18 protein-coding genes are annotated in these 21,645 nt (G+C 64.9%); 8 read left to right on the forward strand and 10 right to left on the reverse strand.

Going from position 1 to position 21,645, the window contains the following annotated elements:
* Nucleotides 1-84: 84 nt before the first annotated feature.
* On the forward strand, nucleotides 85-825 hold the full coding sequence (locus AC0L3S_RS13555; protein WP_247406244.1) for a 3-deoxy-manno-octulosonate cytidylyltransferase: 741 nt from the start codon (nucleotides 85-87) through the stop codon (nucleotides 823-825).
* Between the two features lie 21 nt (nucleotides 826-846).
* The gene (locus AC0L3S_RS13560) at nucleotides 847-1,692 is read left to right on the forward strand and encodes a prephenate dehydratase (RefSeq protein ID WP_473279395.1); all 846 of its coding nucleotides are present in this window, start codon (nucleotides 847-849) and stop codon (nucleotides 1,690-1,692) included.
* Between the two features lie 69 nt (nucleotides 1,693-1,761).
* Here the strand turns inward: AC0L3S_RS13560 and AC0L3S_RS13565 are convergent, their stop codons facing one another.
* Nucleotides 1,762-2,775, reverse strand: a complete 1,014-nt coding sequence (locus AC0L3S_RS13565) for an LLM class flavin-dependent oxidoreductase (RefSeq protein ID WP_473279396.1) — start codon at nucleotides 2,773-2,775, stop codon at nucleotides 1,762-1,764.
* Between the two features lie 392 nt (nucleotides 2,776-3,167).
* Here AC0L3S_RS13565 and metF point away from each other — a divergent pair, with 392 nt between their 5' ends.
* The 3 genes from metF to AC0L3S_RS13580 all read left to right on the forward strand — a co-directional run bounded on the left by metF (nucleotide 3,168) and on the right by AC0L3S_RS13580 (nucleotide 9,394).
* The gene (gene metF, locus AC0L3S_RS13570; protein WP_473279475.1) at nucleotides 3,168-4,088 is read left to right on the forward strand and encodes a methylenetetrahydrofolate reductase [NAD(P)H]; all 921 of its coding nucleotides are present in this window, start codon (nucleotides 3,168-3,170) and stop codon (nucleotides 4,086-4,088) included.
* A gap of 6 nt (nucleotides 4,089-4,094) precedes the next feature.
* Nucleotides 4,095-7,958: a methionine synthase gene (metH, locus tag AC0L3S_RS13575; protein ID WP_473279397.1), complete on the forward strand. Its 3,864-nt coding sequence runs from the start codon at nucleotides 4,095-4,097 to the stop codon at nucleotides 7,956-7,958.
* 428 nt (nucleotides 7,959-8,386) lie between these two features.
* Nucleotides 8,387-9,394 (forward strand): DUF3592 domain-containing protein, encoded by a 1,008-nt coding sequence (locus AC0L3S_RS13580; RefSeq protein WP_473279398.1) that lies wholly within the window; start codon nucleotides 8,387-8,389, stop codon nucleotides 9,392-9,394.
* Between the two features lie 296 nt (nucleotides 9,395-9,690).
* Here AC0L3S_RS13580 and AC0L3S_RS13585 read toward each other — a convergent pair whose 3' ends face one another.
* From AC0L3S_RS13585 to glpK, 4 genes are all read right to left on the reverse strand, one after another.
* Nucleotides 9,691-10,320: a glutathione S-transferase family protein gene (locus tag AC0L3S_RS13585; RefSeq protein ID WP_473279399.1), complete on the reverse strand. Its 630-nt coding sequence runs from the start codon at nucleotides 10,318-10,320 to the stop codon at nucleotides 9,691-9,693.
* A 38-nt stretch (nucleotides 10,321-10,358) separates the two neighbouring features.
* The gene (locus tag AC0L3S_RS13590; protein ID WP_473279400.1) at nucleotides 10,359-10,736 is read right to left on the reverse strand and encodes a hypothetical protein; all 378 of its coding nucleotides are present in this window, start codon (nucleotides 10,734-10,736) and stop codon (nucleotides 10,359-10,361) included.
* 136 nt (nucleotides 10,737-10,872) lie between these two features.
* A complete protein-coding gene (locus AC0L3S_RS13595; protein ID WP_473279401.1) occupies nucleotides 10,873-11,466 on the reverse strand; it encodes a GNAT family N-acetyltransferase in 594 nt (197 codons plus the stop codon).
* A 266-nt stretch (nucleotides 11,467-11,732) separates the two neighbouring features.
* A complete protein-coding gene (glpK, locus tag AC0L3S_RS13600; protein ID WP_473279402.1) occupies nucleotides 11,733-13,238 on the reverse strand; it encodes a glycerol kinase GlpK in 1,506 nt (501 codons plus the stop codon).
* A 403-nt stretch (nucleotides 13,239-13,641) separates the two neighbouring features.
* Between glpK and AC0L3S_RS13605 the strand changes: the two genes are divergently transcribed.
* From AC0L3S_RS13605 to AC0L3S_RS13615, 3 genes are read left to right on the forward strand one after another with little or no spacing between them, the layout of a single operon-like run.
* Nucleotides 13,642-15,000, forward strand: a complete 1,359-nt coding sequence (locus AC0L3S_RS13605) for an MBOAT family O-acyltransferase (RefSeq protein WP_473279403.1) — start codon at nucleotides 13,642-13,644, stop codon at nucleotides 14,998-15,000.
* 1 nt (nucleotide 15,001) lies between these two features.
* A complete protein-coding gene (locus AC0L3S_RS13610) occupies nucleotides 15,002-15,259 on the forward strand; it encodes a hypothetical protein (RefSeq protein ID WP_473279404.1) in 258 nt (85 codons plus the stop codon).
* An 18-nt stretch (nucleotides 15,260-15,277) separates the two neighbouring features.
* A complete protein-coding gene (locus AC0L3S_RS13615; protein WP_473279405.1) occupies nucleotides 15,278-15,895 on the forward strand; it encodes a hypothetical protein in 618 nt (205 codons plus the stop codon).
* Between the two features lie 14 nt (nucleotides 15,896-15,909).
* Here AC0L3S_RS13615 and AC0L3S_RS13620 read toward each other — a convergent pair whose 3' ends face one another.
* From AC0L3S_RS13620 to pimA, 5 genes are all read right to left on the reverse strand, one after another.
* Nucleotides 15,910-16,683: an SDR family NAD(P)-dependent oxidoreductase gene (locus AC0L3S_RS13620; protein WP_473279406.1), complete on the reverse strand. Its 774-nt coding sequence runs from the start codon at nucleotides 16,681-16,683 to the stop codon at nucleotides 15,910-15,912.
* A gap of 161 nt (nucleotides 16,684-16,844) precedes the next feature.
* Complete coding sequence (gene pimD / locus AC0L3S_RS13625; RefSeq protein ID WP_473264529.1) at nucleotides 16,845-17,987, reverse strand: pimeloyl-CoA dehydrogenase small subunit; 1,143 nt, start codon at nucleotides 17,985-17,987, stop codon at nucleotides 16,845-16,847.
* A gap of 132 nt (nucleotides 17,988-18,119) precedes the next feature.
* On the reverse strand, nucleotides 18,120-19,310 hold the full coding sequence (pimC, locus tag AC0L3S_RS13630) for a pimeloyl-CoA dehydrogenase large subunit (RefSeq protein ID WP_085351714.1): 1,191 nt from the start codon (nucleotides 19,308-19,310) through the stop codon (nucleotides 18,120-18,122).
* A 155-nt stretch (nucleotides 19,311-19,465) separates the two neighbouring features.
* Complete coding sequence (locus tag AC0L3S_RS13635; protein ID WP_473279407.1) at nucleotides 19,466-19,948, reverse strand: thiolase family protein; 483 nt, start codon at nucleotides 19,946-19,948, stop codon at nucleotides 19,466-19,468.
* A complete protein-coding gene (pimA, locus tag AC0L3S_RS13640; protein ID WP_473279408.1) occupies nucleotides 19,945-21,639 on the reverse strand; it encodes a dicarboxylate--CoA ligase PimA in 1,695 nt (564 codons plus the stop codon). Before pimA ends, AC0L3S_RS13635 begins: the two co-directional genes overlap by 4 nt.
* Between the last annotated feature and the right edge of the window lie 6 nt (nucleotides 21,640-21,645).

Raw genomic sequence — 21,645 nt, forward strand, 5'->3', positions numbered from 1 at the left:
AACCCGTATAAGCGAGCGGGCTTCACGCCCGTCCCCACCCCATTTCTCGGCGCGGAAAACGCCCCGTTTCCAGGCCCTTGAACGATGATCGATCCCCGCATCCTGGTGCTGATTCCAGCCCGCATGGCCGCCACCCGCCTGCCCGGCAAGCCGCTCGCCGATATCGCGGGGCAGCCGATGATCGTGCACGTGATGCGCCGCGCGGAGGCGGCCGGGATAGGCCGGGTGGCGGTCGCAACCGACACCGCGGAGATCGCGTCCGTCGTGACCGCCCATGGCGGCGAGGCCGTGATGACCCGCCCGGAGCACCCGTCCGGCTCCGACCGCATCCACGAGGCCATGCAAAAGCTCGATCCGGACGGCAAGGCCGAGATCGTGGTCAATCTGCAGGGCGATTTCCCGACCATCACGATCGACAACATCCGCGAGGTGTTGCCGCCGCTGCAAGACCCCGTCGTGGACATCGCAACGCTGGCTTCGCAGATCCACACCGAGGAGGAGGACCTCGCGCCGAGCGTCGTGAAGGCGATCGGGACCTCGCTCGGTGGCAGGCGCATGCGCGCACTTTATTTCACCCGCGCAACCGCGCCGACCGGCGATGGGCCCCGTTACCACCATATCGGCCTCTACGCCTATCGCCGCGCCGCGCTGGAGCGCTACGTCCGGCTTCCGCCTTCGCCGCTGGAATTGCAGGAGAAGCTCGAGCAGCTCCGGGCGCTCGAGGCCGGAATGCGCATCGACTTCACCATTGTCGATACCGTGCCCCGCGGGGTCGACACGCCGGCGGACCTGGAAACCGCCCGCAGCATCCTTTCCAAATCCTGAGCCGCTGTTACAAGGCCGAGCATGAGCAAGCTGAAAATCGCATTCCAGGGCGAGCCTGGCGCCAATTCCCACATCGCCATCGTCGAGGCCTATCCCGACGCGGAGCCGATGCCCTGCGCCACCTTCGAGGACGCCTTGTCGGCGATCTCGTCGGGCGAAGCCGACCTCGGCATGATCCCGATCGAGAATTCGGTCGCGGGCCGCGTCGCCGACATCCATCATTTGCTGCCGGCCTCCGGCCTTTTCATCATCGGCGAATGGTTTCTGCCGGTCCGGCATCAGCTGATGGCGGTGAAGGGCACCCGGCTCGAAGACATCAAGAGCGTCGAGAGCCATGTGCACGCGCTCGGCCAATGCCGGCGCATCATTCGCAAGCTTGGCATCAAGCCGATCGTGCACGCCGATACCGCCGGCAGCGCCCGCGACATTTCCGAGCGTAACGACAGGTCCGTCGCCGCGATCGCCTCGCGCCTCGCCGCGCAGATCTACGGACTCGACATCCTTGCGGAGGACATCGAGGACGAGGCCCACAACACCACGCGCTTCGTGGTGCTCGCGCGCGAACCGAAATGGGCCGCACAGGGCTCCGGTCCGCTGGTCACGACTTTTGTATTCCGGGTGCGCAATTTGCCGGCCGCGCTCTACAAGGCGCTCGGCGGCTTTGCCACCAACGGCGTCAACATGACCAAGCTCGAGAGCTACATGGTCGACGGCAATTTCTTCGCTACCCAGTTTTACGCCGACGTCGACGGCCACCCCGAAGACAAGGGTCTCGCGTTCGCGATCGAGGAGCTGAAATTCTTCTCGCGCGAATTCCGCATCGTCGGCGTGTATCCGGGGCATCCGTTCCGCGCGACGATGGAGTAGTTTTGTGTCCCGGACGCGCGAAGCGCGAGCCGGGATCGAGACGCTGCTCAGCGCAGAGGCGTGAGAGCCTTATCCGACCGCCTTAAGCCCGAACGCCTCTGCCAGCAGCGAATACGATTTCTTGCGCGCTTCGTGATCGTACACGGCGGTGATCACCATCAACTCGTCCGGCTTGCTCGCATCGATCAGCGGCTGAAGCGTCTCCTGCACGGTCGCCGGGTTACCGACGAACAGGCGCGAGCGGTTGCGCCGGATCGAGATGCGCTCCGAATCGGTATAGGGATAGGCCAGCGCCTCTTCGACGCTCGGCAACGGAAGATACTGGCCGCGGTCGCGGCGCAGGCGGTTGAGGTCGAAAGACGCGGCGAGCTTTTCGGCTTCCTCATCCGTGTCGGCCGTAATGACGGCGACCGCGAGGATCGCGCGCGGGCTCGCACTCCAGGCCGAGGGCTGAAAGCGATTGCGATAATGCACCATCGCGTCGATCGCATCGTGGGACGCAAAATGATGGGCGAATGCGAAGCCCATGCCGACTTGCGCGGCGAGCTCCGACGAATAATCGCTGGAGCCGAGCAGCCAGATCGGCGGCAACGGCGTATCGTCGGGCATCGCGACGACGTTGTGATAGGGATGGCCCGAGGGGAATTCCCGGGTCTGCCACAGGATCAATTCGTGCAGCCGCTCGAGGAAATCGTCGCCTTCGCGGCGGTCGAGCCGGCTGCGCAGCGCATAGGCCGTAGCGCCGTCAGTGCCGGGCGCGCGGCCGAGGCCGAGATCGATACGGCCGGGAAACAACGCCTCCAGCATCTTGAAGCGCTCGGCTACGACCAATGGTGCGTGATTGGGCAGCATCACACCACCGGAGCCGACGCGGATGTGCTTGGTCACCGCCGCGATCTGCCCGATCATCACGTCGGGCGCAGGACTCGCGACGGAGGCGAGGTTGTGATGTTCGGCGAGCCAGTAGCGGACATAGCCGAGCCCGTCGACATGGCGCGCCAGGTCGATGCTGTTGCGCAGCGCCGCGGCGGGCTTTGTGCCAGTTGTGACGACGGAGAGATCGAGGACTGAGAGCGGGATCATGGCGCGCTAACGTAGCGGAGGGCGGCGCAGCGGCAATGGGCAGGGCGCGCAGGTCTGACGTGCAGGCGGCCGCCTCGCGCGACTTCACCGCAGCGTTGGGACAGTTACCGCGCTGATAGTATGACTTTCATATTGCCCACGGACAAATTTGCATCGAACAAGTCTCCATCTTCTGTTATCTACCTGATGTAACATATGATTTATCCTAGATCGTCTTCCCACCTCGACCTCTGACCTAACACGATTTTTAATCGATGTGCAGAAAGTGGGCAATTTCCCATCTCTGATGGGCTGTCGAGTGCGGCCGTTTTGGCTTATCTTAGCCTCTCCCAATCTAGACCTGACCGCCGAACCGCCAACGACCCGGCGAGCCCTTGGAGTGAGTGGTGCCCATGACTGACGTGACGACGCCTGCCCATACCAACGGGCAAGACGGGTACCTGAAGCGGCCTGCGATCTCATTCGAGTTCTTTCCGCCCAAGACGGAAGATATGGAGCGCAATCTCTGGGATACCATCAACCGGCTGGCCCCGCTCGACCCGAAATTCGTCTCGGTCACCTATGGCGCCGGCGGCTCGACCCGTGAGCGCACCCACGCGACCATCTCGCGCATCCTGAAAGAAACCGCGCTGCTGCCGGCCGCGCATCTGACCTGCGTCGGCGCCTCGCGCGGGGAGATCGACGAGATCGTCGATCGCTATCACGAGGTCGGCGTCCGCCACATCGTGGCCTTGCGCGGCGATCCCGCCGGCGGCATCGGCACGGCCTATTCCAGCCATCCCGAGGGCTACCAGAGCTCCGCCGACCTCGTCGCCGGCATCAGGAAGCGGCACGGCGATATCGAGGTGTCGGTCTCGGCGTACCCCGAGAAGCATCCCGAGGCGCGCGACTTCGATGATGACATCGACACGCTGCAGGCCAAGGTCGATGCGGGTGCGACCCGCGCGATCACGCAGGTGTTCTTTGATAACGACCTCTACTTCCGTTATCTCGACCGCGTGCGCGCGCGGGGGATCAACATCCCGATCGTGCCGGGCATCATGCCCATGCATAATTTCAAGCAGGCTCGCAATTTCGTCACCCGCAACGGCACCTCCGTGCCGGACTGGATCGCCGCGAAGTTCGAGGGCCTCGATGAAGACGCCGAGACCCGCAAGCTGGTGGCGGCGACGGTCGCCGCGGGCCAGGTGCAGAAGCTCGCCAAGCACGGCGTCGACACCTTCCATTTCTACACCATGAACCGCGCCGATCTCGTGTTCGCGATCAGCCATTTGCTCGGCATCCGCGCCAAGAGCGCGCAGAAGGCGGCTTGAGACACCATGATCGTATCCACTTCTCCCAAGCGAACCGCCCTGCTCGACGCCGCGCGCGAGCGCATTCTCGTGCTCGACGGCGCCATGGGCACGATGATCCAGAACCTCCAGTTCGACGAGGCCGCCTTCCGCGGCGAGCGCTTCAAGAACTTCCATCGCGATTTGCGCGGCAACAACGACCTCCTGATCCTGACCCAGCCGCAGGCGATCGAGGACATCCACGCCGCCTATTTGCGTGCCGGCGCCGACATCGTCGCCACCAACACCTTCTCCACGACCTCGATTGCCCAGGCCGATTACGATCTCGCCGACATCGTCTATGAGATGGCGCGCGAAGGCGCCCGCCTCGCCGGCAACGCCGCACGCCGCGTCGAGGCCGAGGACGGCAAGCCGCGCTTCGTGGCCGGCGCGATCGGACCGACCAACCGCACCGCCTCGATCTCGCCCGACGTGTCCAATCCCGGCTACCGCGCCGTCACGTTCGACGATCTGCGCAAATCCTATGGCGAGCAGATCAACGGCATGCTCGACGGCGGCGTCGATCTGCTGCTGGTCGAGACCATCTTCGACACGCTGAACGCCAAGGCTGCGCTCTACGCGATCGCCGAGATCACCGAGGAGCGCGGCATCGACATGCCCGTGATGGTGTCGGGCACCATCACCGACAAGTCCGGCCGCCTGCTGTCCGGCCAGTTGCCGGAAGCGTTCTGGCATTCGGTGCAGCATGCGAAGCCCGTTACCATCGGCTTCAACTGCGCGCTCGGCGCGGAAGATCTGCGCGCGCATATCGCCGATATCGGGCGGGTCGCCGACACGCTTGTTTGTGCCTATCCCAATGCCGGCCTGCCCAACGAGTTCGGCCAGTATGACGAGACCCCGGAATACATGGCCCGGCTGGTCGGCGAGTTCGCGCGTGATGGTTTGGTCAACATCGTCGGCGGCTGCTGCGGCACCACGCCGGACCATATCGCGGCGATTGCGGCTGCGGTCGCGCCGCACAAGCCGCGCATCGTGCCGGAGATCGAACCTCGCCTGCGGCTCTCCGGCCTCGAGCCGTTCATCCTGACCGACGCCATTCCTTTCGTGAACGTCGGCGAGCGCACCAACGTCACCGGCTCCGCCCGCTTCCGCAAGCTGGTCACCGCCGGCGACTACACCGCCGCGTTGCAGGTAGCTCGCGACCAGGTCGAGAACGGCGCACAGATCATCGACGTCAACATGGACGAGGGTCTCCTGGACTCGGAAGCCGCGATGGTGACCTTCCTCAACCTCGTCGCCGCCGAGCCCGACATCGCCCGCGTGCCCGTGATGGTCGACAGCTCGAAATTCTCCGTGATCGAGGCCGGCCTGAAATGCGTGCAGGGCAAGCCCGTCGTCAATTCGATCTCGATGAAGGAAGGCGAGGACAAGTTCATTCACGAGGCCAAGATCGCCCGCCGCCACGGCGCGGCCGTCGTGGTGATGGCGTTCGACGAGGTCGGCCAGGCCGACACGTTCGCCCGCAAGACCGAGATCTGCAAGCGCGCCTACGACATTTTGGTGAACCGCGTCGGCTTGCCGCCGGAAGACATCATCTTCGATCCGAATATTTTCGCGATCGCAACCGGCATCGAGGAGCACAACAATTACGGCGTCGACTTCATCGAGGCGACGCGCTGGATCCGCAAGAATCTGCCGGGCGCGCACATTTCTGGCGGCGTGTCCAATCTGTCGTTCTCGTTCCGCGGCAACGAGCCGGTGCGCGAGGCCATGCACTCGGTGTTCCTGTATCACGCCATCAAGGCCGGCATGGACATGGGCATCGTCAATGCCGGGCAGATGATCGTCTATGACGACATCGATCCCGAATTGCGCCAGGTGTGCGAGGACGTCATCCTCAATCGCGACCCCGGCGCGTCCGAGCGTCTGCTGGCGCTCGCGGAAAGATTCCGCGGTAACAAGACCCAGACCAAGGAAGCCGATCTCGCCTGGCGCGAATGGCCGGTGGCGAAGCGGCTGTCGCATTCGCTTGTGCACGGCATCACCGAATTCATCGAGCAGGATACCGAAGAGGCCCGCAAGGCTTCGAAGCGGCCGCTCGACGTGATCGAGGGACCGCTGATGGCGGGCATGAACGTGGTCGGCGATCTCTTCGGCGACGGCAAGATGTTCCTGCCGCAGGTGGTGAAGTCGGCACGCGTGATGAAGCAGGCTGTCGCCTGGCTGATGCCGTTCATGGAAGAGGAGAAGGCGCGCAACCTCGCCAACGGCATCGGCACGGAAGGCTCCTCGTCCGCCGGCAAGATCGTGCTCGCGACCGTCAAGGGCGACGTCCACGACATCGGCAAGAACATCGTCGGCATCGTGCTCCAGTGCAACAACTACGAGGTGATCGACCTCGGCGTCATGGTGCCCGCGGCCAAGATCGTCGAGACCGTGAAGGCGGAGAAGGCCGACATCGTCGGGCTGTCCGGCCTGATCACGCCCTCGCTCGACGAGATGGCGTTCTTCGCCGGCGAATTGCAGCGCGAAGGCCTCAAGCTGCCGCTGCTGATCGGCGGCGCCACGACGAGCCGCGTGCATACGGCGGTGAAGATCGACCCGAGCTATCGCGCAGGCCCCGTGGTGCATGTCAACGACGCCAGTCGCGCGGTGGGTGTTGCATCTGCTCTGCTGTCGCCCGAGAGGCGCGAGGCCTATGCCGCCGAAGTCCGGGCCGAATACGCAAAGATCTCGGATGCGCATATGCGCGCCCAGGCCGACAAGAAGCGGCTGAAGCTGGCGACCGCCCGCGCCAACCGCGTGCCGGTCGACTTTGCCGCGAACAAACCGGTGAAGCCGACCTTCCTCGGCACCAGGAGCTTTGACGACTACGATATCGCCGAGCTGGTGCCCTATATCGACTGGACGCCGTTCTTCCAGACTTGGGAGCTCGCCGGGCGCTTCCCCGCCATCCTTAGCGATGCCAAGGTCGGCGAAGTCGCGCGCTCGCTCTACGAGGACGCGCGCAAGATGCTCGACCTGATCGTCAAGGAGAAATGGTTCCGCGCGCGGGCCACCGTCGGCTTCTGGCCGGCCAATGCGCAGGGCGACGACATCGTGCTCTACGCCGACGAGAGCCGGACCAGGACGATCGCGACGCTGCACACGCTGCGCCAGCAGCTCGAGAAGCGCGAGGGCCGTTTCAATGCGGCGCTGTCCGACTTCGTCGCGCCTGTAGGCACCGGCGTGCCCGATTATGTCGGCGGCTTCGTCGTCACCGCCGGCATCGGCGAGGATGTGGTCGCCGACCGCTTCAAGATGGCCAATGACGACTACTCCTCGATCCTGTGCAAGGCGCTGGCCGACCGCCTTGCGGAGGCCTTCGCCGAGCGCATGCATGCGCGCGTGCGCCGCGAGTTCTGGGCCTATGCGCCGGATGAGGCGTTCTCGACCGACGATCTGATCCTCGAAAAGTACCAAGGCATCCGTCCCGCCCCCGGCTATCCCGCGCAGCCCGATCACACCGAGAAGGCCACGCTGTTCGACCTGCTCGACGCCGAGAACACTGCCGGCGTGAAGCTGACCGAGAGCTTCGCGATGTGGCCGGGCTCTTCCGTGTCGGGGCTCTATCTCGCGAATACCGAGAGCTATTACTTCGGCGTTGGCAAGATCGAGCGCGATCAGGTCGAGGATTATGCCGCGCGCAAGGGCATGAGCGTCGCCGAGACCGAGCGCTGGCTCGCACCGATCCTGAACTACATCCCGGCGCGAGAGAGCGCGAGCGACAAGGCGACCTTCGTGGCAACACCGGCCAACGACGAAACGTCGGAGGAGCTTGCCTCGCATCCGCCGGGCTGCACCTGCGCCGTGCACCTGGTCTGGCAGAAGAAGCGCGCGGGCGCGGGCTAGGCGCCCTCCAAACACAAAACGAGAAATCAACCCCATGCACAGTAGGCATGGGGTTGAAAAAGCACGATAAATTCGGCCTTACCGAAATTGCTTGCGGCGTCGGGCAAAACACCTGTAACATTTCGTCATCGCCGACCGTGTCCGTTTGATACTCGCTGCCCCGACCGCCGCGATCATGGGCGCATGCCAGACGTTCGATGTCGTCCTGGCGAAAGCCAGGATTCATACCGCGTCCATCGGTGACCATCGCTGGCACTCCCGAACGACCAATCCTCGCCAAATGACCCGCTGGGGTCATGGGTCCTGGCTTTCGCCAGGACGACATTGGTGAAGCAACGCCTGGCATGTGCCGGGCAACGCGCAGCATCGAACGCAACGCGTGTTCGCTGCGACCAATGCCGGTCGCCGCCGAAGCGCAGGGGAATCGGATGCTGAACGCCCAACAATTGATGTGGACCCAGATTGCCGCCGGCATCGCCGTGCTGCTGTTTGGATTGACGCTGTTCAATCTGGTCCGCATGCGCGGCCGGATGGTGGCGGCGCGGAGCTGGGACAAGGTCGAGGGCATCATCACGGTCTCGCGGGTCGACCAGCCGGCGGCGCATTCCTCGGACGACCGGAACGACGCCAAGCCCATCATCCGCTACCGCTATCAGGCCGGCGGCCAGGAGCTGGAAGGCGACAAGGTCTTTGTCGGCGGCACCGTCATCACCACGAGGGTCCTGGCCGCAAAACTGACCGGACGTTATCCGGTCGGCGCCCATGTCGACGTCCATGTCGATCCCAAGCAGCCGACCGAGGCGCTGCTGGAGCCCGCCGCCGCGCAGAACGTCGCGGCACTGGTGGCGTTCACAATGGTGTTCGGCATCATCGCCGCCACCCTGACCGCGCATTCGTTCGCAGGCCACGTGCTCTACGCCGACAAGGGCGTCCCGCTATTCGCGTTCGCGGTGCCGATCATCGTGCTCGTGGGCGGGGTGTTCCTCGCCGCCGATTATGTCCGGACGCGCCGGCTGGCGAGCGCCAGCCTGCGCTGGCCGACCGCGTCGGGCAGGGTCATCCATTGCGACGTGATCGAGGAAATCATCGAAGAGAAGACCGAGCACGACAATCGACCGACGACGTCAAAGCTCGTCCACCGCTATCAGGTCGACCTGCGCTACGCCTACAGGGTCGGCAAGCGCGACTTCATCGGCACCGAAGTCGATTGGAACGGCACCATGATCTCCGGCCTGCGCGAGGTCGCCGAAGAGGCCGCGGCGAAATATCGGCCCGGGAAGAGCGTCCAGGTCTATTACGATCCGGACCAGCCGGGGCAGGCTGTGCTGGAGCCCGCAAGCCGGAAAGGCGCGCTGGGGCCGCTGATCGGTGCCGCGGTCTGCGCGGTCGTCGGCGGCCTGTTCCTGATGATCCTGATCAAAATCGGGTTTGCGTAGCGGCGCTTCTCCTCGCCTGCACAGCACGATCGCATATGGCGTGCACGATGCAACAGCATCGGCAGTGGGCTCCCTCTCCCACTTGCGGGGAGGGCTGGGGTGGGGGTGTCTCCGCGTTGGGGTTGTCGAGAATTACGGAGGATGTCCCCCGTGTGGTGAGAGCCCTCACCCGCCGCGCGCGGGACGATGCTTCGCATCGCCCGGGGCGCGTCGGCCTCTCCCGCAAGCGGGAGAGGCGGAGCAAGCCGCGCCGTCCTCGTGAAATCCCTGCAATTGCGGGAGAGCCTGAAAACGGCTCACCCCTTCGGCGGTGCCAGCGGCTGCACGATCTCCTTCAACGGCGCCAGCGCCTCGCAAGCGGCGGCATGCGCCGACAGCGCCGGATACCGCGACGGCTCGAACAATTGAGGGTGCGCCTCGCGGGTGAAGCGGACGACGCAGGCCACCGCGATGTCGGCGTGACCGATGCGATCACCTAACCAGTACGGCGTGGTCACCTTGGCGCGCTCGGCCTCCAACGCTTTCAGCACGTCCGCGATCTGCGCCTCGCAACGCTCCACCCACAGCGCAAGCTGCTCCTTCCGCAGTACCCGCTCGTAGAGCAGGCTCACCGCCTTGTCGCCGAGGCCGGAAGCGAGCGCGCAGATGCGCAAATGACGCCGGCGCTCGGCGCCGGAGCGCGGCAGCATCGCCTTCTCCGGCCCGACCAACTCGTCGAGATAATCGAGGATGACCGTGCTCTCGATCAGCGCCTCGCCGTCGTCGAGCACCAGCGTCGGCACGCGTCGCAGCGGGTTATAGGGCGCGATCTTCTCGGCATCGCCGAAGGTCGACCACGGCTTGTGCTCGAAGGCGAGGCCGTAAAGCCGCAGCGCGATCGCGACACGGCGGACAAAGGGGGAATCATATTGGCCGATCAGGAACATGTTTTGCGCTCTTCTGGCTTTGGACAAGGCAGGGCCAATCAGTTTCCACGGCAAGGCCGCAGTGGCGCAAGCAAAATCACGGAAGTGGAGCATTGCGCCGGATGCAACGGCACCGCGACAGTGTCCGCCGGATGCGCTATCAAGGACGGCATCATGACAGCAACAATGGACATCAATCGGGAGCGGATCGCGGCGACTGAGGCCGTCATCCGCCCGCACATGCGGCGCACGCCGCTCGTCCAGCCGATCTCGCTGATTTTGGCCTGCCGTCCGCACCGGCCATTTTCAAGCTCGAGCTGTTGCAGCATTCCGGACCGTTCAAGGCGCGCGGTGCCTTTGCCAATCTGCTGTTGCGCCAGCGGCGAGCGGGTCACGGTGCTGGTTTGCGGCGCCAACACCAATGCGGTGAATTTCAACGGCTAACGAGGGTCGTGATGCCGGCACTCCGTCATTGCGAGCACAGCGAAGCAATCCAGGATCTCTCGGCGGAGACAGTCTGGATTGCTTCGTCGCAAGGGCTCCTCGCAATGACGGTGGGGAGGCAGCTGCGCACTAGCCGATAATCGGCACATGCTTTGCCGCCGTCCGCGGCGCGGTGCCATTGAGACGCGGGTCGTCGGCGACCTCGATCTGGCACCGAAATGCACGGAAGCCTGAGCGCTGGTAGAATGCGACGGCCGACGGATGATCGAAGGTGCAGGTGTGCACCCAGACGCGGGACAGATCGTGTGACCATGCCATCTCAAGCGCGCGGTTCATCATAAAGCGGGCGGCACCGCTGCCGATCAGTTTCGCGGTGACACCGAAATACACGAGCTCGCACTGGCCGGCCTCCCGAAAGTCCAGCTCCAGCAGGCCTTCATCGTGGCTGTCCACGGCAAGCGCATAGACCTCGACGCCCGGTGCGTGGACGATTGCGGCGAGCTCGGCGTCGTTCATGCGCGCGCGCGAAAACCACAACCACTCTTCGCCCACGCGGCGATGGAGGTCGCGATACCAATGAAGCGCGGGGGTATCGACCTTGCGAAGGGTCCAGGCGCCGGGAGGATCGTCACGCGGCGCCGGGCGCGCGGTCATCTCGAGATGCGTGACGACGGCAGCGATCTTGCCGGCGGGAATGTCGGAATAGCCGTCGGGGAGGATCATGGGATGCGTCCCTTTGAAGCTGAACGCCGGCCACACCTTCCGTGTCGTCCTGGCGAAAGCCAGGACCCATTACCACAGCTGGTCGCGGTTGCGGCAGGTTGGGGCGACCAGCGGTCCAAGGCAACTTAGCTCGGTGGTTATGGGTCCTGGCTTTCGCCAGGACGACGGCGGAGTTTGTGGATACGCCTCATTCACCGCGGCGTCAGGGTAATCGCTTCTGGAGACACCCGGATTTCGCTGCGCTCCATCCGGACTACGAGACCGGCCTAACCCTCGCCCTCGTCGCTTGCCAGCACGCCCTTCACCGCCCTCGCCCAGCCCGCGAGCTTCCGCTCGCGCGTGGCCTGGCTCATGTTCGGCTTGAAGCGATGCTCGAGGCGCCAGTTGTCGGCGAACTTCGTCGGCTCGGGATAGACGCCGGCCTGGAGGCCCGCGAGATAGGCGGCGCCCAGTGCCGTCGTCTCCTGGATCACGGGGCGATCGACCGGCGCGTCGAGCAGGTCGGCGAGGCGCTGCATGGTCCAGTCGGATGCGGTCATGCCGCCATCGACGCGGAGCACCACGCTGGCGGTTTCCGAGCTCGGCCAGTCCGCGCGCATCGCGGCCCAGAGGTCAAACGTCTGGTAACAGACGCTTTCCAGCGCGGCATGGGCAAGCTCGCCCGGGCCGGTGTTGCGGGTGAGGCCGAACAGCGCGCCGCGCACGCGCGGATTCCAGTACGGCGCGCCCATGCCGACGAAGGCCGGGACGAGATAGACGCTCTGCATCGAATCCGATTGATCGGCGAGAGGTCCGGTCTCGGCGGCATGCTTGATGATGCCGAGGCCGTCGCGCAGCCATTGCACCGCGCTGCCTGCGACGAAGATCGAGCCTTCGAGCGCGTAGGTGCGCTTGCCGCCGAGCTGGTAGGCGATGGTGGTGAGCAGCTTGTTCTTCGAGGCCACGGGCGTCGTGCCGGTGTTGAGCAGGGCGAAGCAGCCGGTGCCGTAGGTGGATTTCATCATGCCTGGACGGAAGCAGGCCTGGCCGATGGTCGCGGCCTGCTGGTCGCCGGCGATGCCGGAGATCGCAATCGCGCCGCCGAACAGGTCCGGCGTGCTCTCGCCGAAGCGGGCGGAGGAATCCTTCACCTCGGGCAGCATCGAGCGCGGCACGCCGATGATCTCCAAGAGCTCGTCGTCCCACTGGCCGGTGTGGATATTGAACAGCAGCGTGCGCGAGGCGTTGGTGGCGTCGGTGGCATGCACCTTGCCGCCGGTGAGGCGCCACAGCAGATAGCAATCGACGGTGCCGAACATCAATTCGCCGCGCGCGGCGCGCGCCCGCGCGCCGGGGACGTGGTCGAGAATCCAGGCGACCTTGGTGCCGGAGAAATAGGGATCGATGATGAGGCCGGTCTTCTGCGAGATCACGGGCTCGCGGCCGTCGGCTTTCAGCTTGGCGCAGATGTCGGCGGTGCGGCGGTCCTGCCAGACGATGGCGCGGTGCACGGCCTGCCCGGTGGCGCGATCCCACACCACGGTGGTCTCGCGCTGGTTGGTGATCCCGATCGCGGCGATGTCCTTTGCGCTGATGCCGGCCTGCGCGATCGCGTCGCGGCAGACCGTCACGGTCGAGGTCCAGATGTCCTCAGGCTCGTGCTCGACCCAGCCCGAGGCGGGGAAATGCTGCGGAAACTCGGCCTGCGCCTTCGCCGCAATGGAAATGTCGCCGCGAAACACGATCGCGCGCGAGGAGGTGGTGCCCTGGTCGATGGCGAGGACGAAAGACATGGCGGCTTGCCCTTGGCGTGTTCCCGTGAGGAGGGGTTGTTGTGTTGGGGCAGAGAAAACGGGATTGCCGGCAGCAGGTCAAGGCGCGGGCGTTGATCCTCCCCTGGGGGGTGCGGCGGCATCGGCAGTGCGCTCCCTCCCCCGCTTGCGGGGGAGGGCTGGGGTGAGGGCTGTCTCCGCAATGGGATGTCGAGAATTGCGGAGGGAATCCCCACGGGGTGAGAGCCCTCACCCGCCGCGCGCGGACGATGCTTCGCATCGCCCGGGGCGCGTCGGCCTCTCCCGCAAGCGGGCGAGGCGGAGCAAGCGGCGCGGTCATGCCACTTCCCTGGAGCGGGGGAGGACACCGGGCTAGGACAGAGAATGCGAAAATGCTACATGCCGGGCCGGCAAATGGGGCGGCATGACCTTCACTTCTTTTCAGTTCGGCATCTTCGTCGCGATCGTGTTCGGCGTCTATTACCTGCCTTCCCTGCGCGGCTTCCAGGTCCCGCTGCTCGTCCTCGCAAGCGTGTTCTTCTATGGCTTCGGCCAGCCGGAGCTGCTGCCGCTGCTGCTCGTCGCGGTGCTCGGCACCCATCTCTGCCTGGTGCTTGCGTTCGATAATCGAGCTTTCTGGATGCCGGCCGGCATCGTCTTCAATCTCGGCCTGCTGGCGTTCTTCAAATACAAGTTCCTGTTCGTTGACGCCGCCGCGACCCATCTCACCGGCACCGCGCCGATTGACTTCCTGCTGCGGCTGCCGCTGCCGATCGGCATCTCGTTCTTCGTGTTCCACAACATCAGCCTGCTGGTCGACCTGACGCGCGAGAAGCGCACCGTGCGCTTGCGCGAGGTGTTCCTCTACATCATCTTCTTTCCGCAGCTGGTGTCCGGCCCGATCACGCGCGCGGCCCAGTTCATGCCGCAGATCGTTCCCAAGCGGATCGGTGACGTTGCCTTCGTCGAGGCCGCGAAATGGATCCTGGTCGGCTATTTCTTCAAGCTGTATGTGGCGAACAATCTCAACGAGATGACGTCCTATATGGACTTCCCGCTCTACGAGACGCTGCGCACGCAGGACCGCTGGCTGCTGGTGTTCCTCTACAGCTACCAGATCTACGCCGACTTCTTCGGCTACTCGGCGATCGCGCTCGGCCTCGGCCTGCTGTTCGGCTATCGCCTGCCCGTGAACTTCAACCTGCCCTACATCTCGACCTCGTTCTCGGAGTTCTGGACACGTTGGCACATCTCGTTGTCGAGCTGGCTCAAGACCTATTTGTACATTCCGCTCGGCGGCAACCGTCATGGACCGGCTCGAACCTGCCTCAACCTCATGATCGTGATGACGCTTGGTGGACTCTGGCATGGTGCCAGCCTGAGCTACGCCCTGTGGGGCATGGCGCACGGAATCCTGCTCGTGATCGAACGACCGTTCCTGAAGCTCCTGGGCGATCGAAGCCCGGCGGTGCGGGTGATCCGGATGGGCATTGTGTTCTTCTGCGTCACGATGCTCTGGATCTTCTTCAAGCTGCCGAACTTCGACCACGCGCTCAGCTACCTCAAGGGAATGTTCATCGCGACGGACACGCCCAATCCGCCAAAACTGTTCACCAACCTCGCTTTGCTCTATGCCTTGCCGGTTATCATCCAGCATGTCGGCATCGGCGCGCTGGTCGAAGGCCGGTTGCGGCGATGGGAGCCGTATCTCTATGGCGCGCTCGCGGCGCTCGCCTGTCTCGAGGCGGGGCCCGACAGCACCTTCATCTACTTCCAGTTCTGACATGCAGCAGAATTTAACGCTTTCATGGCTGATCAAGTGCGCGGCGGCTGCAGCCGCGCTGCTGCTGGCCTGCGCCTTCACGACGGCGCGCTTCGGCTCGGCCCTGCAGCAGCCGGCGGTCACGACCCGCGGCGGCAGCCTGATCAGTCTCAACCGCTATGTGCGGGATCCCACGCCTGAAGTCGTGGTGGTCGGCAGCTCGGTCGCCTGGCGCCTCAAGGAGGAGTATTTCTCGCCGCCGCGCGTCCGCAATCTTTAGTTGGCGGGCGGCTCGCCGGTGACAGGTCTCGAGATCGTCGCGAACCGGCCGAACCCGCCGAAGATCGTGCTGATCGAGACGAATGTCCTGACGCGCGAGTCGGACAGCGCGCTGATCGAGAAATTTTCCGGCGGCGCGGGCACGGAAGCGCTGCTGTTGCGCCCGGTGCGAACAGCGGTCGCGGGCTATGAAACGTGGAAGCACGGTGAACCCGATCCCGCCCGGGCGCGCGCCGAGCGGGATCGCCTGCTCAGCCAGCCGCCGGGCACGTTCGACAACAAGGTCTATCTCGACCGTGCGCTGGAGCAGATGAACGAAGCTGACCCGACCGTGCCGGTACGCGCGAATGTGGTCCGCGTCAGGCAGCTCATCGACGAGCTGCAGCGGCGCGGCACCCGCGTGTTTCTGATTCACGTTCCGTTTGCGCCGGAGATCGAAGGCTCCCGCATGGTCCGGATCACCAACGAGATCGTCAACGAAGCCTTCCCGGATCGCGCGCTTTGGCTGCCGATCGATCCGCCGCGACGCGAGCTGCGTTGGGACGACGGCGTGCATCTCGACGAACGCTCGGCCCTGATCGTCGTCCGCGCCATCGAAAGCGCCATCGAACGCACCTTGGCCGAGCGCCGCCCGTAGCGGACGAGCGGCGACTACGGCGCCGCCGTGGTCACGCCCCCGTCGATGACGATGGTCTGTCCGGTCATGAAGCTCGACGCATCCGAGGCGAGGTAGGCGACTGCGCCCGCGATTTCGTCGGGTTCGCCGATGCGGCGAAGCGGCGTGGTGGCGGTGCGGCGCTTCAGATTCGCTTCGTCTTCCCACAGCGCGCGGGCGAAGTCGGTCTTGACCAGGCCGGGCGCGATGCAGTTGACGCGGACGCCTTTCGGGCCCCATTCGCCGGCGAGCGAACGACACAGCGCGAAGTCGGCGGCTTTCGAGATGCCGTAGGCGCCGATCACGGTCGAACCGCGCAGGCCGCCGATCGAGGAGATGATGACGACGGAGCCGTTGCCGCGCTCGGCCATCTGCGGGATCGCCAGCGCGGAGAGCCAGATGTTGCTCTTGACGTTGCTGCCCATGATCTTGTCGAAAGCTTCGTCGGTGATGTCGAGCAGCGGGCCGTAATACGGGTTGACGGCGGCGTTGCAGACCAGGATGTCGATCTTGCCGTAATGCTTGGTCGCGCCCGCGATCAGCGCCTCGACCTCCTGCTTGCGCGCGATGTTGCAGGGGATGACGGTGGCGTCACCACCGGCCGCCCTGATGCCATCGACGACCTCCTGGCACGCGTCGGCCTTGCGCGAGGAGACCACCACTTTGGCGCCGAGTTTTGCGAGCAGCTCGGCGGAGGAGCGGCCGATGCCGCGGCTGGAGCCGGTGACCACGGCGACCTTGCCGGTGAGATCGAACGGGGTGTTTTTCATTGTTGTTGCTCCGTTGAGGCCACTTGTTCAGTCGTCATCGCCCGGCTTGACCGGGCGATCCCGTACGCCGCGGCTGAAGCTGTGTGAACGAACAGCCGCCGCGGAGTACTGGATGCCCCGGTCAAGCCGGGGCATGACAGTCTTCGTGTGGCCGGCTCAGTTCAGATCAACCCGCCACCATCCGCCACGCGGCGCTGGTGGTAGTCGGTGTCACCGAACGAGTTCTCAATCATGGTCAGGCGTTTGAAATAGTGGCCGATCTTCGCCTCCATGGTCATGCCGATGCCGCCGTGGAGCTGGATCGCCTGCTGTCCGACGAACTTCAGCGATTTGCCGATCTGCACCTTGGCCGCCGCAACGGCGTTGCTGCGCTCCTTGGCGTCCTCGAAATCAGCAGCCATGGTCGCGAACATCGACATCGATCGCGCCTGCTCGGCGGCGACGAACATGTCGGAGGCGCGGTGCTGCAGCGACTGGAACGAACCGATCGGCACGCCGAACTGCTTGCGCGTCTTAATGTACTCGACCGTGGTCTTCAGCGACTCGTCCATCAGGCCGACCGCTTCGGCGCAAAGCGCGATGCGAGCTTCGTCGACCACACGCTCGATCAGCGCGAGCGAGTCGTCGGGATTGCCGAGCGCCGCATCGGCACCGATTTCGACGCCGGTGAAGGTGATGTCGGCGGCATGCAGGCCGTCCTGGGTCGGGTACGACTTCTTGGCGACGCCCTTGGCGTCGGCCGGCACCAGGAACAAACCGATGCCGCTCTTGTCGCGGCGCTCGCCCTTGGTGCGCGCGGTCACGATGAGGGTGTCGGCGTTCTCGCCGTTGAGCACGACGAACTTCTCGCCGTCGATGACCCAACCGTCGCCCTTCTTCTTCGCCGTCGTGGTGACGTCGAAGAGATCGTAGCGCGAGTTCTTCTCGAGCTGGGCAAAGGCGAGCGTCTTGCTGCCGTCGACGATGCCGGGCACATGCGCGGCCTTCTGCGCATCGCTGCCCGCATGGCGCAGGAAGCCGCCGCCGATCACGACGGTCGCGAGATAAGGCTCGAGCACCAGCGCCTTGCCGAGCGCCTCCATCACGATCATGGTCTCGACGCCGCCGCCGCCAAAGCCGCCATCGGCCTCCGCGAAGGGCAGACCGAGCAGGCCCTGCTCGGCGAGCTTGCCCCAGACGGTTTTGCTCCAGCCGCCCTTCTCCTTCATGTACTTCTTGCGGCTCTCGAAATCGTAGGAATCGGTCAAGAGGCCGTCGATGCTTTCCTTGAGAAGCCGTTGCTCCTCGTTCAGATCAAAATCCATGTTCTTTGTTCTCCGGTATCGATGTCGTCATGCCCGGCCTTGTGCCGGGCATCCACGTTCTTTCGTAGCGCTAGGCGTGGATGGCCGGGTCAAGCCCGGCCATGACGGTGAGTGCGTGTTGATAGTGTACGATCAAAGCCCCAGCACCGCCTTGGCGATGATGTTGCGCTGGATCTCGTTGGAGCCGCCGTAGATCGAGACCTTGCGGTTGTTGAAATAGCTCGGCGCGATCTGGGCGGTCCAGTCCATGGCTTCGTTCGAGCCGTCATCGCCGTGCACATCGTAGGGTGCCGCGAACGGGCCGATCACTTCCATCAGCAGCTCGGTGGTGGTCTGCTGAATCTCGGAGCCCTTGATCTTCAACACTGACGACGCCGGATTGGGCTTGCCCTTGCCATGCTTGCCTTCGTCGGCGACGACGCGGAGCTGGGTGAGTTCGAGCGCCTTGAGCTCGATCTCGCAGGCCGCGAGCTTGTCGCGGAAGGCCGCGTCCTGGATGATCGGCTTGCCGCCGGATTCGACCTTGCCGGCGAGATCGCGGATGCGGCGGAGCCGCTCCTTGGAGACGCCGACGCGGGCTATGCCGGTGCGCTCATTGCCGAGCAGGAATTTCGCGTAGTCCCAGCCCTTGTTCTCCTCGCCGATCAGGTTCTCGATGGGCACTTCGACGTCGTCGAAGAACACCTCGTTGACCTCGGCGCCGCCGTCGATGGTCTGGATCGGGCGCACAGTGACGCCCTTGGACTTCATCGAGAACACGATGAAGGAGATGCCCATCTGCTTCTTGGCGGAGGGGTCGGTGCGGCAGAGACAGAAGATCATGTCGGCGTGCTGGGCGAGCGTGGTCCAGGTCTTCTGGCCGTTGATGATCCATTTGTCGCCCTTGCGCTCGGCCTTGGTCTTGAGCGAGGCGAGGTCGGAGCCGGAGCCGGGCTCGGAGAAGCCCTGGCACCACCAATCGTCGACATTGGCGATGCGGGGCAGATACTGCTTCTTCTGCTCTTCATTGCCGAAGGTGTAGATGACGGGGCCGACCATGCTGACGCCGAAGGCGAGCGGCTGCGGCGCCGGGTAGGACTGCAGCTCCTCGTTGAAGATGTAGTGCTGCACGGAGGTCCAGCCGGTGCCGCCATATTGCTTGGGCCAGTGGCTGACGCCCCAGCCCTTCTTGTTGAGGATGCGCCACCACGTCACCATCTCGTCCTTCGAGAGGTGGCGGCCCTCGACCAGCTTGCGCCGCGTATCCGGCGGCACGTTGTCGCGGAAGAATGATCGCACTTCCTCGCGAAACGCCTGCTCTTCTTTCGTGAATGCGAGATCCATCGGATCCTCCTGTGAATGTGTCGTCCCGGCGAAAGCCGGGACCCATAACCACCGACCTTCGTTGTCTTGCGAAGGCCATTGTTGTTCGTGCGCCAAACTCCTGCTGCGGAGTATGGGTCCCGGCTTTCGCCGGGACGACGGCTACTGGACCAGAACTACTGCAACACCTCGAAAAGCCCCGCCGCGCCCATGCCGCCACCGACGCACATGGTGACGACCGCGTACTTCGCCTTGCGGCGGCGGCCTTCGATCAGAGCGTGGCCGGTGAGACGCGCGCCCGACATGCCGTAGGGATGGCCCACCGTGATCGCGCCGCCGTCGAAAATCACCGAACGTGCGGCGAGCGCGATCGCCTGCAGGCCCGAGGCGCATTGCCGGTCGATGGTGGTGCCGGCGACGGTGACGGGGAGACCGGCACGGAGCAGCGCCTTGCGCGCGATGTTGCCGCCGGTCGCGCCCTGTTGCAGCGCAGCGCCCATCACGACGTCCTCGACCTCCTTGGGGTCGACCTTGGCGCGCGCGACGGCTTCGCCGATGGCGTGGCCGAGCAGGGTTGCGCCCTCGGTGGCGTTGAGCGCGCCGCGATAGGCCTTGCCAATCGGGGTGCGAGCGGTGGAAACGATGACGGCGTCGGTCAAGAGCGATCTCCTGATGCAAGTCGGGTGGCAAGTTGGGCGGATTGTGATGGTTTCTGCTGCTGGCGCAACTCATGGCGCGACAGCTTTCCGACCGGCGTGCGCGGCAGATCGTCGACGAATTCGACCTCCGCCGGCAATTCGTGCTTGCCGAGCTTGCCGGTGAGCTGCGCGCGCAGTTCGCCGAGCGAGAACGGATTTGCGCCGGGCCTGAGCTTGATGAAGGCTTTTGCGGCCTCGCCGCGATAGGAGTCGGGAATGCCGAGCACGATCACCTCGTGCACGCCTGGTAGGGTGTAGATCGCCTGCTCGATCATCTGCGGGTAGACGTTGAAGCCGCCGGAGATAATCATGTCCTTCTTGCGGTCGACCAGGAAGAAATAGCCGTCGGTGTCGACATAGCCGATGTCGCCGGTGACGAAGCGGCCGTCGACGAAGGCCTCCGCGGACCCCTCGGGCCTGTTCCAGTAGCCCCTGGTGACGTTCGGGCCCTTGATCCGGATCTCGCCGACTTCGCCCGGCGGCAATACGCGTGTCGGATCGTCCAGCGCGACGACGTCGAGTTCGATGCCGGGCAGCATCAGGCCGATCGAGCCCGGCTTGTCGGGACCGGTGGGCGGATGGCCGGTGCCGGGCGAGCAGGTCTCGGTCATGCCCCAGCCGCTGCGGAGCTTCTTGCCGACCTTGCGTTCGAAGAAATTTGCGACCTCCACCGGCAGCGGCGCACCGCCGGAGCCGATGGTGGCGAGCGAGGAGAAGTCGCGCTTGTCGAGATCTGGGAGCGCGGCGATCGCGATCCACATCGTCGGCACGCCGGGGAAATAAGTCGCGCGCTTGATTTCGATGTCGCGCATCACCGCTTCGACGTCAAAACGCTGATGCAGCGAGATCAGATAGCCGCGGCTGAGCGAGGACAGCAGCACGACAGTGAGCGCATAAATGTGGAACAGTGGCAGCACGCAGATCACGCGCTCGACGACGTCGCCGCGCGTCGCGCGCGACGGCTTGCCCCAGACGTCGTAGATCGACACGGCCGAGGTGAGGTTGCCGTGGGTCAGCATCGCGCCTTTGGGCAGGCCGGTGGTGCCGCCGGTATATTGCAGCAGCGCGACATCGTCGGCGTTCACTTGCGGCCACTCTGCCGGCGCGGTTGCGCCCTCGACAAATGCCTTGAAGGTGACGATCCGGGGATCGCTGGGGATCGCAGCCTGCGGTGTGCCGACCTTGCCCCAGTTGTCGTCCTCGCAGACGACGAGGCGGTCGATCAGGCCCTTCTCCAGGAATTTCAGCGCGGTCGGCAGCAGCGCCGCGAGGTTGGTGGTGACGAGCAGGCGCGAACCGGAATCGGAGACCTTGTGCGTCAGCGCGATCTCGCCGTCGAGCGGCGACAGATGCGCGACACGGGCGCCTGCCTTCAGTGCGCCGAAGAAATTGACGGGATGATCGGGCGTGTTGCCGAGGAACAGGGCGATGGAAGTGTTCTTGCCGCAGCCGGCGCGCAGGAACGCGGCAGCCGCACGCTCCGCCATCGCGGCGAGTTCGGTGTAGGTGATCGGACGATCCCGGAATTCCAGCGCGGTGCGCGGGCCGTACTCCGCGGCGGCTTTTGCCAGCAGGTCAGGCAGCGTGCCTTGGACGATGGTGTCGTCCCAGCGCACGCCTTCGGGATAAAACTGTTCGCCGGGATGGGTCATTAAGGG

It is taken from the genome of Bradyrhizobium sp. Ken01 (genome assembly GCF_055807355.1).

Excerpts from the sequence above, each read along its gene's own strand:
- AC0L3S_RS13605 (WP_473279403.1), top strand. The coding sequence starts at position 13,642 with ATGACCTTCACTTCTTTTCAGTTCGGCATCTTCGTCGCGATCGTGTTC.
- AC0L3S_RS13610 (WP_473279404.1), top strand. The coding sequence starts at position 15,002 with ATGCAGCAGAATTTAACGCTTTCATGGCTGATCAAGTGCGCGGCGGCT.
- AC0L3S_RS13555 (WP_247406244.1), top strand. The coding sequence starts at position 85 with ATGATCGATCCCCGCATCCTGGTGCTGATTCCAGCCCGCATGGCCGCC.
- AC0L3S_RS13560 (WP_473279395.1), top strand. The coding sequence starts at position 847 with ATGAGCAAGCTGAAAATCGCATTCCAGGGCGAGCCTGGCGCCAATTCC.
- pimA (WP_473279408.1), bottom strand. The coding sequence starts at position 21,639 with ATGACCCATCCCGGCGAACAGTTTTATCCCGAAGGCGTGCGCTGGGAC.
- AC0L3S_RS13580 (WP_473279398.1), top strand. The coding sequence starts at position 8,387 with ATGCTGAACGCCCAACAATTGATGTGGACCCAGATTGCCGCCGGCATC.
- metF (WP_473279475.1), top strand. The coding sequence starts at position 3,168 with ATGACTGACGTGACGACGCCTGCCCATACCAACGGGCAAGACGGGTAC.
- AC0L3S_RS13620 (WP_473279406.1), bottom strand. The coding sequence starts at position 16,683 with ATGAAAAACACCCCGTTCGATCTCACCGGCAAGGTCGCCGTGGTCACC.
- AC0L3S_RS13585 (WP_473279399.1), bottom strand. The coding sequence starts at position 10,320 with ATGTTCCTGATCGGCCAATATGATTCCCCCTTTGTCCGCCGTGTCGCG.
- AC0L3S_RS13565 (WP_473279396.1), bottom strand. The coding sequence starts at position 2,775 with ATGATCCCGCTCTCAGTCCTCGATCTCTCCGTCGTCACAACTGGCACA.
- AC0L3S_RS13595 (WP_473279401.1), bottom strand. The coding sequence starts at position 11,466 with ATGATCCTCCCCGACGGCTATTCCGACATTCCCGCCGGCAAGATCGCT.
- glpK (WP_473279402.1), bottom strand. The coding sequence starts at position 13,238 with ATGTCTTTCGTCCTCGCCATCGACCAGGGCACCACCTCCTCGCGCGCG.
- pimD (WP_473264529.1), bottom strand. The coding sequence starts at position 17,987 with ATGGATTTTGATCTGAACGAGGAGCAACGGCTTCTCAAGGAAAGCATC.
- pimC (WP_085351714.1), bottom strand. The coding sequence starts at position 19,310 with ATGGATCTCGCATTCACGAAAGAAGAGCAGGCGTTTCGCGAGGAAGTG.
- metH (WP_473279397.1), top strand. The coding sequence starts at position 4,095 with ATGATCGTATCCACTTCTCCCAAGCGAACCGCCCTGCTCGACGCCGCG.